A 13,126-nucleotide genomic window follows, 5' to 3' on the forward strand; every position below is an offset into this window, starting at 1 on the left:
GGGCTCCTTATTCGGCGGGAACGGGCGCGAGCGGACGGTCCGACGCGGCGTTGTACGGGGTTTCGGTCATCGGCTTTTCGGCACGCACCTTGCCGCTGAGCGTCGCCCAGACGTTGAAGACCATGATCAGGAAACCGGCGAGGTACATCGCCCCGCCCGCGGCGCGGATCAGGTACATCGGGTGCATCGCCGCGACGCTTTCGACGAAGCTGTAGACGAGGTAGCCGTCGGCTCCATATTCGCGCCACATCAGGCCCTGCATGATGCCCGCGACCCACATCGACGCGGCATAGAAAACGATGCCGACGGTCGCGAGCCAGAAGTGCCAGTTGACCATGCGCAGGCTGTAAAGCCGCTCGCGGCCCCACAGGCGCGGCACGAGGTAATAGACGCAGGCGAAGGTGATCATGCCGTTCCAGCCGAGTGCGCCCGAGTGGACATGGCCGATCGTCCAGTCGGTGTAATGCGACATCGAGTTGACCCATTTGATCGACATCATCGGGCCTTCGAAGGTGCTCATGCCGTAGAAGGCGAGCGCCATCACCATCATGCGGATGATCGGGTCGGTGCGGATCTTGTCCCACGCGCCGTTCAGCGTCATCAAGCCGTTGATCATGCCGCCCCAGCTCGGCATCCACAGGATCACCGAAAAGACCATGCCCAGCGTCTGCGCCCAGTCGGGCAGCGCGGTGTAGTGCAGGTGGTGCGGCCCCGCCCAGATGTAGAGGAAGATCAGCGACCAGAAGTGGATGATCGACAGGCGATAGCTGTAGACCGGCCGCTCGGCCTGCTTCGGCACGAAATAATACATCATCGCGAGGAAGCCCGCGGTCAGGAAGAAACCGACCGCATTATGCCCGTACCACCATTGCGTCAGCGCATCCTGCACCCCGGCAAAGGCGGCATAGCTCTTCGACCCGAAGATGCTGGCGGGCATCGACAGATTGTTGACGATGTGGAGCATCGCGATGGTGACGATGAAGCTCAGGTAAAACCAGTTCGCGACATAGATATGCGGTTCGCGGCGCTTGACGATCGTGCCGACGAACACGACCAGGTAGGCGACCCAGACGATCGTCAGCCACAAGTCGACATACCATTCGGGCTCGGCATATTCCTTCGCCGCGGTGACGCCCATCAGATAGCCCGTCGCCGCAAGGACGATGAACAGCTGGTACCCCCAGAACACGAAGCGGGCGAGCGTCGGGAAAGCGAGCCGCGCGCGGCAGGTGCGCTGAACGACGTAGAAGCTCGTCGCGATCAGCGCATTGCCGCCGAAGGCGAATATCACCGCCGATGTGTGCAGCGGCCTGAGGCGCCCGAAGGTCGTATATTCGAGGTTGAGATTGAGCGCCGGGAAAGCGAGCTGGAGCGCAATATAAAGGCCGGCTGCCATCCCGGCGACGCCCCAGAACAAGGTCGCGATGACGCCCCAGCGGATCGGATCGTCATCATATACGCCCTGATCGGCAGGCATCTTCAATATGCCGCGTGCGAGGCCGCCATAATCGGCGCGCGTGACGGTCGCCCACAGCATGGCGAGGCACGCGAGCGCGACGATGATCATATGCACCGCGAACGGCGCATCGACCGCGAGCGCTGCCATCACGAGCGCCAGCAGGGTCAATCCCAACCAGCCCCCCGCCTTTGTTACCAGACCGTCCATATCGCTTGTCCCTGCTTGGGCGCAGCCCTCCGGCTACGCGGTTCACCCCCGCCATGGACTCGCGGGCGCGATGAAACATTGACCGGGATCAACGAACTTGTTGCGCCGCATCAATGCAGGCGCATCCCGCCGGGCGCAGGGACGGCTTCGTCAAGCAAGGAGCCCAGACCCATGAAAAAACAGACTCTCTCCCTCGCCGCGCTGGCCGTCGCGCTCGCGCTTCCCGGCCAGGCCTTCGCAAAGGCGGGAGACGTGCAGGTCAAGCTGCTCGGGACGCTCGTCGCGCCTGACGGCAAGATCAAGGATGTAAAAATCGACCGGATCGGCTTGCCCGCGGGAACGCAGACCAAGGCCGACGACAATATGGTGCCCACCATCGCGGTCGAATATTTCGTCGCCGACAATATCTCGCTCGAAACGATCGCCGGGGTGACCCAGCATGACGTCGACGGCCGCGGCGCGCTCGCGGGTGCCGGGCTGGTGTCGGACGCGAAGATCGTCCCCGCGACGCTGACGCTCAAATATCATTTCGGCAAGGATGGCGGCGTCCAGCCCTATATCGGCGCCGGGCCGAGCTATTTCATCTTCATCGACGAAAAGCCCGGCGCTACCGCGATGGCGCTCGGCGCGACGCGGCAAAAGATGAACGACACCTTTGGCGTCGCGCTTCAGGCCGGCGTCGACGTGCCGGTGAACGCCAAGGGACTGGCCGTGACCTTCGATGCGAAGCGCTATTTCCTGCGCCCGACCGCGCGGTGGTTCGCCGGGACGACCGAAGTGCTGCGCACGAAGCACAGGCTCGATCCGTGGGTGCTGAGCGCCGGGGTCGCCTTCCGCTTCTGAGCGGAAGGCCTTAGCCCGCCATATCCTCCATCGCCGCGCGATCGTTGATTACGATTTCGCGGCGCGAGGGCAGATCGACGACGCCGTCGGCTCGCATCTTCGTGAGCTGGCGGCTCGTCGTTTCGATCGTCAGGCCAAGGATGTCGGCGATCTGCTGGCGGCCGAAGGGCAGCTCGAACCCGTCACGCGCGCCCGACTGGCACCCCTGCCCCGACAGACGCTCGGACATTTCGAGCAGGAAGGAGGCGACCTTCTCCGACGCCGACTTGCGGCCGAGCAGCATCATCCAGTGCCGCGCGCGGTCGAGTTCGTCGAGCGTGCGGCGGAGCAGTTTCTGCTGGAGATCGGGGTGCGTACTCGCAAAATCGTCAAAATTATTGCGGTTGAAGATGCATACTTCGGCATCGGTCATCGCGGTGACGCTGTACGGACTTTCCTTGCCGAACGGGCGGCCGATAAAATCGGACGGAAAAACGACGCCGACAATCTGCTCGCGCCCATCGGCGGTCGACACGACCAGTTTCAGCACGCCTTCGAGGACATTGGCGACGACGGGGGCGCCGTCGCCTTCCCAGAGCAGGGTCTGCCCTGCCCGCACCTTCTGCCGGCGTCCCATCTTGCCCAGCGCGACAAGTTCCGCGGGGTTCAGGCTCGCGCAGATCGCACGGTTTCGGACAACGCAGGTAGCACAATCGGTCACGCGGCCGCCCTACAGGAAGGCGGCCGGTTTGAAAAGCGTAGCGGGCCGAACCCCTAGTGCGCGAGCAGCAAAGGCGCCGGCGCGGCTTCGAGCAGGTAACGCGTCACGCCGCCGAACAATGTCTCGCGCAAGCGCGGCCGGCCAAAAGCGCCCATGACGATCAGTCCGGGAGCGATCGCCTTCGCCTGCCGCTCCAGCACCTCCTCGGCAGTATCCGCCCCGCGCTCGACCTGGCGGAAATCGGCATGGATTCCGTGGCGCGACAGGTACAGCAGCGCATCCTGAGCCGCGATCCGTCCGTCGTCGGCGCCGACCGTGACCAGGATGACTTCGCTCGCGTCGCGGATCAGCCGCACCGCCGCGCGTAGCGCATGCGCCGCCTGCGGGCTGCCGTTCCACGCAACCATCACCGGCGCGTCGAGGTCGACGGGCCCGCCGCTTTCGGGAATCGCCAGCACCGGCACGGGCACCGTCATCGCCAGATCGCCCGCCGTCATCGGCGCGTTCGGCTGTCCAAGCGAGACGATGGCGAGGTCCGCCAGCGTCGCGGCGAGCGACATCACGGACAAGGCATCGCCATCGCCGATCGCGATATCCCAAGGCACATCCTCACGCGCCAGTTCGCTCCCCAGCCGCTCGGCAAGCTCCTGATCGGCAAGCTCGGCCTTCGCGAGTTGCCCGGCAGCCAGGTACATACCGCCGAAAGGATCGGTCGCGATGAACTGCTGAAAGGGAGAGGCGATGAGGAAACTGAGATGCGAACGGTTCCGCCGGCCGATCGCCAGCGCGGTTTCCGTTCGCGCCGCCATGGCCCGGCTCGCATCGGCGTGGATCAACAGGTTTCGCATATCATTCCTCCTGCGGTTACGGGGAAATCTTGCCCCGCCCTTCAAAGGCGGTCATTGATCGCGGTCAAATGGCGCGGCCATTGATATTTCGCATAATGCGAATAGTTATCACACCGTCTGTCCGGGCCTTCCCGAAGCCGGGATCCGACAATCGACCCGTCACCAAGGAGCCCCGATCTTGCCGGCCACCGCCACGCGCCCCGAGCCAGCGCCCGTCCCAACCCGGACTCCGGCGCTTGCCCATCATATCGTCGTTGTCGATGACGACGCAGGGGTGCGCACGCTGCTGACGCGAATATTGCGCGAATGCGGTTACGAGGTCAGCGGCGCGCGCGACGGGGCCGAATTGCAGGAGATCATCGGGGCGGGACGGATCGACCTGATCCTGCTCGACATCATGCTGCCCGGCGACAGCGGCATCGAGCTGTGCCGGACGATCCGCAAGCAAAGCCATGTGCCGATCATCATGATCAGCGCGCGCGGGCAGGAAAGCGACCGGGTCGTTGGGCTCGACGTCGGTGCCGACGATTATATCGCCAAGCCCTTTGGCCGGTCCGAAGTGCTCGCCCGCGTGCGCGCGGTGCTGCGGCGGATGCGCGATCCGCACGCGCCGCTCGACGCGCCGATCCCCGAACGTTTCGAATTTGCCGGTTGGCAATATCACGCACGGCGGCGCGAGCTGATCGCGCCGTCAGGTGCCGAAGTCGACCTCACCGCCGCCGAACAGGATCTGCTGCTGGCACTGCTCCGCAATCCGCAGCGGATGATCGGCCGCGAGCGCCTGCTCGAACTGTCGCGCAGCCGCATCGGTTCCTCGACCGACCGCAGCATCGACGTGCTCGTCAGCCGGCTGCGCCGCAAGCTCGGCGACGGCCGGAAGGTGCGCCCGCTGATCCGCACCGTTCGCGGGGTCGGCTATATGCTCGCGGCCGACGTTATCGTGACCTGAGCATGCGCCTGAGCCTTCCCGAGGCGATGGTCGGGCGAATCCTGCTCGTTCTCGTCGGCGCGATCCTCCTCGAACTGCTTGGCAATATCGCGCTCCAGCGCTGGCAGGAACGCGAACTCCTGTCAGATCTGGAGATCGGGCAAATCGCAAGCCGGCTGACCGAAGCCGAACGCACCGCGCTGGAGAATCACCCGCGCGACCGCGGCGAACGGCTTCGCGACCTCGCGGCGGGCGATCTCTCGCTCAACTGGGTGCCACGCACCGTCATCACCGACTTCAGCGCCTCCTTCGCCCAGCTCCAGAACCTGCGCGCGCGCCTCGTCCGTTCGGCGCCGGACCTGACATCGCGCGAACTGCGGCTGACGCTGATGCCGTCGGCCGAGCGCGGCGAACGCGACCTTGTCGGCGCGCTGCGGATCGCCGACGGCAGCTTCGTCACCTTTCGCCTCAGCCCCTATCTCGGCGCGCCGCCCGACCCGCGCATGGTCATCCTGCTCCACCTGCTGCTTGTCGCGGCGGTGCTCGGCATTGCGCTCGTCATGATCCGAGCGCTCGTCCGCCCGCTCAGCGATCTTGCCGCCGCGGCGGATCGGACCAGCGGCGGCCGCCCGAGTCCGGTCATCGTCGACGGCCCCGCCGAAGTGCGGCGCGTCGCGACCGCCTTTTCGGCGATGCAGGGCCGCCTGCTGCGGGCGATGAGCGACCAGACCGAGGCGCTGGTCGCCGTCTCGCACGACCTGCGTACCCCGATCCAGCGGCTCCGCCTGCGCGCGTCGCTGCTGCGCGACGGCGAAGCGCGCGAGGCGATGAGCGCCGACCTCGCCGAAATGGAAAGCTTCATCGACGCGACCTTGTCCTATTTCCGAAGCGGCGAGGAAGAAGTGCCGCGGCTGATCGACGCCGCTGCGCTGCTCGCGACCGTCGCCGACACCGCCGCCGACCTCGGCGACGATATCGTCTATCGTGGCCCCGACGCCTTGCTCGCCACCGCCCGCCCGCTCACCATCAAGCGCATCCTCGCCAACCTGATCGACAATGCCCGGCGCCATGCGAACCGTGTCGAACTGACCCTTCGCGAGGACAGTCCCGATCATTTCACGATCGACGTCGACGACGACGGGCCGGGCATCGCGCCCGAACGGCGCGACGAAGCGCTGCTGCCGTTTCGCCGCCTCGACGAAGCGCGCGCACGCGATTCCGGGGGCGCGGGGATCGGCCTGGCCGCCGCGCACAAGGCCGCCGCCGCGATGGGTGGTGCGCTGACCCTGCGCGACAGCCCGCTCGGTGGCCTCGGGGTCAGCCTGATGCTGCCGCGCGACTGAAAGCCGCTACCGGCATCGCGCGCGGCGAATCCGCCCTCCCTTCCCGCAGGGCGTAATTGTGACAAAGTGTTGCTGATAGTCGCCCGACCCCGATTCCGAATTGACCCCGTGCGGCGTCCGCATCAGGTGCGCGCCGAGCTTTTGCAAATCATTCGCATTATCGGGGGACTATCCAATGACCGCTTTCCATCGTTCGGCTGCGCGCCTCGGCTGCAGCAGTTGCTTCATGGCGATTGCCGCGCTGATGGCGGCGCCGGCCGCTGCGAACGAAGGCGATGAGGCGCCCGCCGGATCGGATATCGTCGTCACCGCTGCCGGGTTCGAGCAGAAAATCACCGACGCTCCCGCCAGCATTACGGTCGTGACCGCGGAGGAACTGCGCGAGCGCCCCTATATGACGTTGATCGATGCGGTGCGCGATATCGAGGGTGTCGACGTCGGCGAAACGTCGGACAAGACGGGGCAACGCACGATCAGCATCCGCGGCATGGGGTCGGACTATACGCTGATCCTGATCGACGGCCGCCGCCAGAACAACCATGGCGACATCTATCCGAACAGCTTCGGCGGCAACCAGTTCAACCATATCCCGCCGCTCGACGCGATCGAACGGATCGAGGTCATTCGCGGCCCCGCATCGACGCTCTATGGCGCCGACGCGCTGGGCGGCGTGATCAACATCATCATGAAGAAGGTGCTCGACCGCTGGTCCGGCTCGGCGACCTTCGGGCGCAGTATCCAGGAAGACAGCGATTTCGGCGACGACATGACGTTCGACGCCAACGTCAGCGGCCCGATCGTCCCCGGCATCATCGGGATGAAACTGCGCGGCTCCTTCTACAAGCGCTACCCTTCCGAACCCGATTTCGCGCCGGTCGTCGATCCTGCGGGCGTGTCGCATGTCCGCGGGCTGGGCTTCGGCGGCGGCGGCAAGACGGTGAAGAACACCAACCGCAGCTATGGCGGGTCACTGACCTTCACGCCCTCGCCCGATCACAGCCTGATCTTCGACATCGATTATTCGAAACAGGTCTACGACAACACGCCGATCGTCGATCCGGTCAGCGGCGCGATCACCTATCCGCTCGGCACCCTCGACGGGATCGAGAGCATCTGGCGCGCCTCGGGCGGCATCGTCCAGCCGCGCGTCGGCTATACCGAAAACCAGGTCTTCGACCGTCTGTCGTGGGCGGGGACCTATAATGGCGACTTCGGCTTCGCGCGGGCTTTCCTGTCGTTCGCCTATATCGAGACGAACAACAAGGGCCGCACCATGCCCTTCTCGGTCGCCGAACGCCAGTTGCTGCAACAGATGTTCAGCGGCACCGGCCCCTATGCCGGAATGCCGACCGCGCAGCGCCGCGCGCTCGCCGAAAGCACCTTCCTGCCGCGCCCGCTGCGCACGCTCGAAAGCGCGCAATATACGCTCGACGCACGGATCGACATCCCGGTCGAAAATCTGGCCGGGCGCCATCACTTCGTGATCGGCGGCCAATATATCGACGGCACGCTCGACGACGGCGTGTTCGGGCTCGAGGCCGCGGTCGGCGGGATCGAGGCGGTGCAGGACCACCGCATCTGGTCGCTGTTCGCCGAAGACAATTGGACGATTTTCGAAGGCTTCACCCTCACCGGCGGCATCCGCTACGACAATCACAACCTGTTCGGCGGCCACTTCAGCCCGCGTATCTATGCCAATTATGCCATCACCCCGACGCTGACGGTCAAGGGCGGGGTCAGCACCGGATACAAGACGCCGAAAACCACCGACCTCTACGACGGCATCCGCGGGTTCGGCGGACAGGGCACCAGCCCCTTCATCGGCAACCCCGACCTGAAGCCCGAAACCAGCGTCAACAGCGAGGCGGCGATCTACTGGAACCCGACCGCCAACAGCGGAATCAATGTCACGCTGTTCCACAACAAGTTCAAGGACAAGATCGATACGACGATCGTCCGGCCCTGCGCGCTGACCAATTTCGTCCGGCCCTGCGCCAATCTGGGCGACTATTACGCCGTGCTGGGGCTGGGCAGCACGATCAGCATCCCGTTCAACGTCGACAAGGCGCGGATCAAGGGCGCCGAGGTCGCGGGCCGCTATCAATTCTTCCCCGGCCTGTCGCTGCGCGCCAACTATACCTACACCGACAGCAAGCAGCTGACCGGCGCGTCGGCGGGACAGCCGCTGACCCAGTCGGCAAAGCATATGGCGAACGCGACGATCGACTGGGAGCCGCTCGACGGCCTGTCGACGCAGCTATCGGCCGAACATCGCTCGCGGCGCTATCGCGGTGTCGCGACGAATGGCGACCATCTCTATTACAAGAGCTACACGGTGCTGAACCTTGGCGCGCAATATCGCCTGAACGACCATCTGACGATCAGCGGCCGCGTGAACAACCTGCTCGACCGCGACTTCCGCGACTATGACGTCGACTTCGGCAATCCGGTGAACGGTGCCTATACGCCGACCTACATCGATCACTACAACAACAAGGACAAGGCGCGCAGCTATTGGGTCAGCGTCAACGCGCGCTTCTGAGACAGGCCAAGGGGCGTCCGGTCGCCGGGCGCCCTCAGGCGGTCGTCTCGCGCCTCCGCATTTCGGTGGGAACGACGCCGAAGCGGCGCGCGAAGGCGCGGGTAAAACTGGCATTGCTCATATAGCCGCAGCGATAGCCGATGCTCGAGATCGACAGATCGCTTTGCGCGAGGAGCGCGCGCGCGCGCTGGAGCCGCCGCTCGCTCACCGCTTCGGCGACGCTGCATTGATACAGTTCGCGAAATCCGCGCGTCAGCTTTTCCTTGCTCAGGCCGCAGCGCCGCGCGACGCTGCTGACCGTCAGCCTTTCCTGCCAATGCTCGTTGACAAGCTGATGCGCCGCCGCGACGCGGGTGATGTCGTCCTCGCTGAGCGTCGTCGCCCCGCCGACTTCGACCATGCGCCCTTCGCTGAGCGCCGCGAAGAGCTGGCAAAGCAGTTCGAGGCTGCGCGCGGACCGCAGGATGTCGGGCACTTCGCCTTCCCCTTCGACCGCAACGACCGAGCGGCCGAGCCCGCGCAGGTCGGCGGGAAGATACCAGCGGCCCGAAGGCTTCGGCAGCAGGGCGAAAAGGCGAAGGCAGGCGGCTTCGCTGACCGCGAATACCACCAGATGATCGTTGGCATTGCCGTCGAGGTCCGACGGCAGGAGCACGCTGACAGCGGGTTCGCCGATGTCCCCAAAGCCGAGGATGATCGGATCGGTAGGAAGCAGCGCGGGGTCGCACGGGCCGCGGCCGATGTAGCTCGTGAACTCCGGTGTAATGGCCAGAGGAAGTTTGTTGTCCATGACGGTCATCCGAAAGAGCAGCCAGTCCCATTGATGCGCTCCGGCCCGGAGCTCAACCCCCTTATCATATAAGGGCGTAAAGGCTGGCTTTTCGAGCTTACTCAGGATGACCAGGACAAGTCCGCTCCGCGTACCCCCGTCAGAAACGTTTGATCGACAGCACTTCGAACGTCTGACGCAGCGTCTCCGTCGAGCGGTCGTAATCGTCGAGCGCCAGCGCCGCGATCAGCGCGTCGGCCACACAAAGCTGCGCGATGCGGCTCGTCATCGCCTCGGTACGAAAGCGCGTTTCGCGCGCCATCGTAAACAGCACGACATCGGCATAAGCCTGGATCGGCGAACGCGCGAAGTTGGTGATGACGATGGTGCGAGCCCCCGCCTCCTTCGCGAGCCGCGTCGCCGCGACCGTTTCGTGCGTCGCGCCGCTGTGCGAGATCGTCAGCACCGCGACATCGGAGTCGCAGCGCGAGGCGCTGATCGCCTGGATATGGCTGTCGATCACCACGCGCGCGTCGAGCCCGATGCGCAGCATCCGGTAATGCGTATCCTCGGCAATCGGGGCCGACGAACCGATACCATAGATTTCGACGCGCTTTGCCGAACGGATCGTGTCGACCGCCGTTCGTAACGCCTGCGGATCGAGCACCGACAGGGAGTCGCGCAGCGCCTGGATGCCCGAATGGAAGACCTTGCGGCAGATCGTGTCCATGTCGTCGTCGCGGGCGATATCCTCGTGGATGAACTGCACCGGCTGGACCACCTCGCGCGCGAGGCTGAGCTTCAGGTGCTGGAACCCTGACAGGCCGATGCTGCGGCAGAAATTGACGACGCTGCCCTCGCTGACCCCGACCGCCTCGGCGAGCTCGGTGATCGACATGCGGACGATCTCTTCGGGCTGCGCGAGGATATGATCGGCGATACGCCGCGCGCCCCGCGCCATCGTGCCATGAGCCATCCTCATTCGTTCGAGCGCATTTTCGATCGGCGCCCGATCGTCGCCCGCAGCTTTCGACACCCCACCCTTGTCATTCATCTTACGCAATTCTCCGTCAGAATCCGCACGTCCGCCACCGCGACAGAGAATGCTAGCCGAGATCGGAATCATCCGAAAGTACAATTTGCTCATTATTATTTAGAACTAAAAATGAGCTAATTTCACTCAACTGTCACACGCCGCCCCTAGCGGATGCCTCGCACATTGGTGCGGCGCAGCATCGAGTCGTGAACACGGCCGCCCCTGCTCCGCCAATGTGACCGAAATTCTTCAAAAAGGGGCATGATTGTGCACATCTCTTCCAAAACGCGTGCGGCCATCGCTGGCCTGTTGCTCTCCGCCAGCGCGCTGCCGTCGGTGGCTTTTGCGGCTGTCGATGAAGCAGGCGCCGATAGCGCCGATGCCGGCGGCGGCGCGGGCGACGAGATCATCGTCACGGGCACGGCAGCGGTCGAAGCCACCCCGCTCGCCGCCGCGGCGGTAGAATATGGCAACGCCGTCCAGATCGTCACCGCCGAGGAAATCGCCGCGACGGGCGCGACCAACTTCGCCGAAATTGCCCAATTCCTGATCAAGGGCGCCAATATCGGCTATTCGCCCGACGAAGGCGAATATACGATCCGCCTCGACGGCGGCAGCGACCGCGACACGCTCGTCGTGCTCGACGGCGTGCCGCTCTATGACCGCGGGCCCGCGCTCGAGGATATCTGGGGATCGACGACGATCGACCCGCACATGATCGAACGCGCCGAAGTGTTTCGCGGCGGCAACAGCCTGTTCTTCGGCAGCAACGGCGGCATCGGCGTGATCAGCCTCGTCACCAAGCGCCCCGATGGCACGAGCAAGTTCGAACTCGGCGCGCAATATGGCGCGTTCAACACGCGCGAAATCTGGGGCAACGCCAGCTTCCCGATCGATCCCGACGGCCGCCACAGCCTGATGATTTACGGCGGCACGATCCAGACCGACGGCCCGCGCATCTTCGCCCCCGAAGCCTATGTCGACAATGTCGCCAAGGCGGGCGGTATCCAGGACTATCCGCTCAACCGCAGCAATATCGGCATCAAATATCTGTGGAAGGTCGACGACAAGAGCGAACTGCGCATCAACGGCCAATATACGCAGATCGAATTCCACGACCCCTTCCCCGACGCCGAAACCTTCTCGCCGAACCGCGTCCGCTATCCGATCGTCGACTTCTCGCTCGACCGCCGCTGGTCGGACAATTTCTACACCGAGATCGCCGGCTACTGGAGCAACCCGCGGCTCAACAACACCGAGACTTTCGCCGAAATCTGCAAGACGCCCGCAGGCTGCACCGATCCGACGACGGGTAAGCTTATCCGTTTCGGCGATGCGACCGGCAAGTCGATCCCCTTCCCCAACAAGGGCTTCGGCAAGGATTCGAAAGTCGGCGGTTTCCGCGAAATGGGGCTCAACGTCCGCAACACGCTGTCGCTGCCGAACATCCTCGAGGTCGTCGCGGGCGTGCAGGTCGTGTCGTACAAGAATGACTCGAACCCCGTCTTCCCGATCTCGAACAAGGCGAACACAATCACCGGCGTCTATGCCGACTTCCGCCCGGTGATCCCGTTCAGCCCCGACACCAAATTGTCGCTCGCGCTGCGCACCGACTTCGCCGACAGCTTCGGGTCGCGGACGATCTGGAAATTCGGCTTCCGCCAGCCGATCGGCGCCTTCTATATCCGCGGCAACGGCGGCACCTCGTACAGCCTGCCGCGCACCAACGAACTGTTCGCGCAGAGCCCGACGCTGGTCGGCAACCCCGACCTCAAGACCGAGGAAACCGAGACCTACAACGGCGGCATCGGCTTTTCGCAGAGCTTCGGCAATGTGCAGGTGAGCGCCGAAGTCGGCGCGTTCCGCACCGACGTCACCAACCGCATCCAGACGACGTCGGGGCTCACCCCCAACACCTATTTCAACAACGACCGCATCACCGAAATCCGGGGACTGACCGCCGAACTCGACGTGCGCGTCGGCAAGGGCTTCTCGTTCAACATCAACTATACCAAGCAAAAGGCGCGCCTCGACGGCAGCAAGCTGCAGATCAACGAGACCCCCGAATATATGATCGGCGGCAATTTGCGCTGGACCAGTCCCGACGACCGCTTCTCGATCACGCTCTTCCCACGCTACCAGGGTCCCGAATATGCGACCGGCGGCGTCAACAGCTCGCTGCGCCACAATTTCGGCAATTATTTCCTGATGAACGGGTCGATCGGATACCGCCTCGGCGACGAGCGCCAGCACCAGTTCCAGCTCCGCGTCGTCAACATCTTCGACCAGAAATATGCCGAGCGCTACGGCTATGGAAACATGCGCTACAGCTCGGCCTTCATCCGCGGTGAGATCGCGCTGAACAGCCCCGAATATTTCTACGGCTACGAGTTCGAGGGCAAGCCGCGCAGCGTCTACATCTCCTACTCGACCAAATTTTGATCGAACGAC

At 64.4% G+C, this 13,126-nt stretch carries 10 protein-coding genes; 5 read left to right on the forward strand and 5 right to left on the reverse strand.

The features are described from left to right. Positions 1–7 precede the first annotated feature (7 nt). Positions 8–1,666 (reverse strand): cytochrome-c oxidase, cbb3-type subunit I, encoded by a 1,659-nt coding sequence (gene ccoN / locus VGN62_RS16600; RefSeq protein ID WP_327455900.1) that lies wholly within the window; start codon positions 1,664–1,666, stop codon positions 8–10. Positions 1,667–1,837: 171 nt separating this feature from the next. Between ccoN and VGN62_RS16605 the strand changes: the two genes are divergently transcribed. Beyond that, positions 1,838–2,509 carry an OmpW/AlkL family protein gene (locus VGN62_RS16605; protein ID WP_327455902.1) on the forward strand — a complete coding sequence of 224 codons (672 nt, stop codon included), beginning with the start codon at positions 1,838–1,840 and terminating at the stop codon, positions 2,507–2,509. A 10-nt stretch (positions 2,510–2,519) separates the two neighbouring features. Here VGN62_RS16605 and VGN62_RS16610 read toward each other — a convergent pair whose 3' ends face one another. Both VGN62_RS16610 and VGN62_RS16615 read right to left on the reverse strand, forming a co-directional pair. Then, the gene (locus VGN62_RS16610; RefSeq protein WP_327455904.1) at positions 2,520–3,209 is read right to left on the reverse strand and encodes a Crp/Fnr family transcriptional regulator; all 690 of its coding nucleotides are present in this window, start codon (positions 3,207–3,209) and stop codon (positions 2,520–2,522) included. Positions 3,210–3,262: 53 nt separating this feature from the next. Continuing rightward, positions 3,263–4,057, reverse strand: coding sequence for a universal stress protein (locus tag VGN62_RS16615; RefSeq protein WP_327455906.1), 795 nt, complete (start codon positions 4,055–4,057; stop codon positions 3,263–3,265). A gap of 247 nt (positions 4,058–4,304) precedes the next feature. Between VGN62_RS16615 and VGN62_RS16620 the strand changes: the two genes are divergently transcribed. The 3 genes from VGN62_RS16620 (at position 4,305) to VGN62_RS16630 (ending at position 8,870) form a co-directional block, all read left to right on the forward strand. Next, complete coding sequence (locus tag VGN62_RS16620) at positions 4,305–5,006, forward strand: response regulator transcription factor (protein WP_327456100.1); 702 nt, start codon at positions 4,305–4,307, stop codon at positions 5,004–5,006. A gap of 2 nt (positions 5,007–5,008) precedes the next feature. Beyond that, on the forward strand, positions 5,009–6,328 hold the full coding sequence (locus VGN62_RS16625) for an ATP-binding protein (protein ID WP_327455908.1): 1,320 nt from the start codon (positions 5,009–5,011) through the stop codon (positions 6,326–6,328). 175 nt (positions 6,329–6,503) lie between these two features. After that, positions 6,504–8,870 carry a TonB-dependent receptor domain-containing protein gene (locus VGN62_RS16630; RefSeq protein ID WP_327455910.1) on the forward strand — a complete coding sequence of 789 codons (2,367 nt, stop codon included), beginning with the start codon at positions 6,504–6,506 and terminating at the stop codon, positions 8,868–8,870. Positions 8,871–8,904: 34 nt separating this feature from the next. On the opposite strand, the gene VGN62_RS16635 is transcribed toward VGN62_RS16630, so the two are convergent. Then, positions 8,905–9,660 (reverse strand): AraC family transcriptional regulator, encoded by a 756-nt coding sequence (locus VGN62_RS16635; RefSeq protein ID WP_327455912.1) that lies wholly within the window; start codon positions 9,658–9,660, stop codon positions 8,905–8,907. 139 nt (positions 9,661–9,799) lie between these two features. Continuing rightward, on the reverse strand, positions 9,800–10,693 hold the full coding sequence (locus tag VGN62_RS16640) for a MurR/RpiR family transcriptional regulator (protein WP_327455914.1): 894 nt from the start codon (positions 10,691–10,693) through the stop codon (positions 9,800–9,802). Between the two features lie 243 nt (positions 10,694–10,936). Here VGN62_RS16640 and VGN62_RS16645 point away from each other — a divergent pair, with 243 nt between their 5' ends. Beyond that, on the forward strand, positions 10,937–13,117 hold the full coding sequence (locus VGN62_RS16645; RefSeq protein ID WP_327455916.1) for a TonB-dependent receptor plug domain-containing protein: 2,181 nt from the start codon (positions 10,937–10,939) through the stop codon (positions 13,115–13,117). The last annotated feature ends 9 nt before the right edge of the window (positions 13,118–13,126 follow it).

The organism is Sphingopyxis sp. (assembly GCF_035998905.1).
Classification (GTDB): Bacteria; Pseudomonadota; Alphaproteobacteria; order Sphingomonadales; family Sphingomonadaceae; genus Sphingopyxis.

What these genes read in the sequence shown, in the direction of transcription:
- VGN62_RS16615 (WP_327455906.1), bottom strand. Translation starts at nt 4,057, where the DNA reads ATGCGAAACCTGTTGATCCACGCCGATGCGAGCCGGGCCATGGCGGCG.
- VGN62_RS16635 (WP_327455912.1), bottom strand. Translation starts at nt 9,660, where the DNA reads ATGGACAACAAACTTCCTCTGGCCATTACACCGGAGTTCACGAGCTAC.
- VGN62_RS16645 (WP_327455916.1), top strand. Translation starts at nt 10,937, where the DNA reads ATGATTGTGCACATCTCTTCCAAAACGCGTGCGGCCATCGCTGGCCTG.
- VGN62_RS16605 (WP_327455902.1), top strand. Translation starts at nt 1,838, where the DNA reads ATGAAAAAACAGACTCTCTCCCTCGCCGCGCTGGCCGTCGCGCTCGCG.
- VGN62_RS16630 (WP_327455910.1), top strand. Translation starts at nt 6,504, where the DNA reads ATGACCGCTTTCCATCGTTCGGCTGCGCGCCTCGGCTGCAGCAGTTGC.
- ccoN (WP_327455900.1), bottom strand. Translation starts at nt 1,666, where the DNA reads ATGGACGGTCTGGTAACAAAGGCGGGGGGCTGGTTGGGATTGACCCTG.
- VGN62_RS16640 (WP_327455914.1), bottom strand. Translation starts at nt 10,693, where the DNA reads ATGAATGACAAGGGTGGGGTGTCGAAAGCTGCGGGCGACGATCGGGCG.
- VGN62_RS16625 (WP_327455908.1), top strand. Translation starts at nt 5,009, where the DNA reads ATGCGCCTGAGCCTTCCCGAGGCGATGGTCGGGCGAATCCTGCTCGTT.